The sequence below is a fragment of the Candidatus Thiosymbion oneisti genome (genome assembly GCF_900092655.1).
GTDB lineage: Bacteria > Pseudomonadota > Gammaproteobacteria > Chromatiales > Chromatiaceae > Thiosymbion > Thiosymbion oneisti.
Genome location: NZ_FLUY01001057.1, coordinates 1 through 1270, shown reverse-complemented (window position 1 = coordinate 1270; position 1270 = coordinate 1). Strand labels below are relative to the sequence as shown.

The 1270-nt window shown below is 62.0% G+C and carries 1 protein-coding gene; it reads left to right on the top strand.

Going from position 1 to position 1270, the window contains the following annotated elements; translation table 11 throughout:
• Positions 1-178: 178 nt before the first annotated feature.
• Positions 179-1009 carry a carbon-nitrogen hydrolase family protein gene (locus tag BQ17_RS10830; protein ID WP_089726949.1) on the top strand — a complete coding sequence of 277 codons (831 nt, stop codon included), beginning with the start codon at positions 179-181 and terminating at the stop codon, positions 1007-1009.
• Positions 1010-1270 lie beyond the last annotated feature (261 nt).

Here is a 1270-nt window from a genome sequence, read left to right as displayed (position 1 = left end):
CCCCTCTCCCGGCGGGAGAGGGGACATAGTAGCCAGTACCGTTGGTCATGTTATCACTTATACATTAGCCACTACCCAGATTAAAAACGATTGTTTTATTTTGCAACATTGGTTGCCCGGGCGACGTTTTCGGCAGGCTGATCCCTTGTAGTTCTGTAAACCCCGATTGTCCCTTGCTATGTCCAACTCTAATCCCAAGGTTGCCGCCGTCCAGATGACAACCGGCCCTGATGTCAGGGCCAACCTGCAGGAGGCGGAACGCTTGATCCGCGCGGCCGCAGACGCCGGCGCCGGCCTGGTGGTGCTACCCGAGAACTTCGCCTTCATGGGAAGACGAATGCAGGACGTGCTTAGGCTGCGTGAATGGGATGGCGATGGGCGGCTGCAGTCATTCCTCTCCGAGGCGGCCGCCCGGTACGGAGTCTGGATCGTTGGCGGCACCATTCCCCTGGTTGCCGACGACGCCGGTCGGGCCCGTGCGGCCTCTCTGGTCTTCAACGGGCGCGGGGAGCGGGTCGCCCGTTACGACAAGATCCACCTGTTTGATGTCAATATCCCCGGCGCCGATGAGCAATACACGGAGTCCTCTACCATCGAGCCCGGCGCGGATATCATCGTCCTGGACAGCCCTTGCGGGCGGCTCGGCGTAGCGGTCTGTTACGAGCTGCGCTTCCCGGAGCTGTTCCGGCACATGCTCGACAGCGGGGTGGAGCTGCTTGCCGTACCTGCCGCCTTCACCGCGGTTACGGGCAAGGCCCACTGGGAAACCCTGGTGCGGGCGCGGGCCATCGAGAACCTGGCCTACGTGGTCACCGCCGCCCAGTGGGGCTATCATGTCAACGGCCGTGAGACCTACGGCAACAGTATGATCGTCGACCCCTGGGGCGCGGTGCTGGCCCGGATACCCCGCGGTACGGGCTGCATCTGTTACCCACTGGAAAGGGACTCCCAAGCCTCGGTGCGCCGCAGTTTTCCGGCCATCGAGCATCGCCGTTTGAAATGTCGGTGAAACGGCCCAGTTTGGGAAGTCAAACTCCGGACAACCGCACACCTGGCCTGGTCAACCCCATCCGCCGGGGACGCCTCGTCCCACCTGCTTAGATCCCGCAGAACCAAGTTAGCGTAGGGTCCTCTGCGCGGACCTTCTAAAAGTCAACAGCCCTTAGAGGCTGTCTAAAAAGGGACCGTAGGCGGTAGGCTGGGTTGCGGCCAGGGACGGCCAAAACCCAGCAATAACCAACGCTGGGGTTCGTTCCTCACCCCAGCCTAC

What these genes read in the sequence shown, in the direction of transcription:
- BQ17_RS10830 (WP_089726949.1), top strand. Translation starts at nt 179, where the DNA reads ATGTCCAACTCTAATCCCAAGGTTGCCGCCGTCCAGATGACAACCGGC.